The sequence below is a fragment of the Clostridium sulfidigenes genome (genome assembly GCF_000732635.1).
Classification (GTDB): domain Bacteria; phylum Bacillota; class Clostridia; order Clostridiales; family Clostridiaceae; genus Clostridium_J; species Clostridium_J sulfidigenes.
In genome coordinates this window covers 1-890 of sequence record NZ_JPMD01000074.1, presented here as the reverse complement: position 1 = coordinate 890, position 890 = coordinate 1, and the positions used below count along the sequence as shown (strand labels likewise).

General features: G+C 20.1%; 1 protein-coding gene. It reads right to left on the bottom strand.

Translation table 11 applies throughout. From position 1 onward, the window contains the following. Nucleotides 1–255 precede the first annotated feature (255 nt). Complete coding sequence (locus tag IO99_RS17945; RefSeq protein WP_035135888.1) at nucleotides 256–846, bottom strand: DUF1836 domain-containing protein; 591 nt, start codon at nucleotides 844–846, stop codon at nucleotides 256–258. Between the last annotated feature and the right edge of the window lie 44 nt (nucleotides 847–890).

The following is an 890-nucleotide window of genomic DNA, read 5'->3' as shown; positions in this document are numbered from 1 at the left end:
GCAATAAAATGTCTTTTAAATTCATCAGTATATGTAATTGATTTTGATGAAATAGTCTGTACATATTTGTTTTGAGATAAGTTCTTAATTTGATATTCAGTGAAAAATTTGTTGCTCATATAATCACTCCTAAAGCTATATATTAATTTTATTATACATAAAAATACCCTATATAATAGACTTTTTTTAAAGTGTCTACTATATAGGGTACATTTTAATAAAGGCAGTCATTTTATTTATTCATTGATTTTAAATTTATTCATTAAAATAAGTATCTATCATCTTTTCTGCAATTCTTTTATTTAAGGAAGCTGAATTTAAAAGTGTTAATATAATCAATAATATTTTTTTATAATCCTCATAATTTTTAGTAGTTTCTTTTTCACATAAATTAGTTGTATCATTGACAATTGAAGTTAAGAATTCTTTTTCTTTATCAATTTGATTTTTCTTTAATGAAAGATATTCATTATATATATTACTTAAATCAAAATTTGATTTTTCTTCTGATAATATTTTTACCATAGGGGTAAATAATTTTTTTATATCAGCTATAGACAAAGTTTGCTTTAAATCATAAATTAAAATCATTAAAAGAATATGATCTTTAGAATATTTTTTATTTTTATTTTGAAAAAGCAATTTGTCTTTAGAGTAGTTATTTATCATAGTTTTGGTTAAAATCTTGTCCGTAGGGTTTCTTTTTATATGCTCTAAGTTATTTTCAAATAATTGAATTACCTGGTCCATATATAAATCAATATCTGGTATTTTATTAATATTAATCCTATCATCTAAGTTCATATTAATTAAAAGCTCTTCTAAATTTTCTATATTAAAGTTCACATAATCACCTCTTATGTATATTTTCTTTTATTATAATATTATTA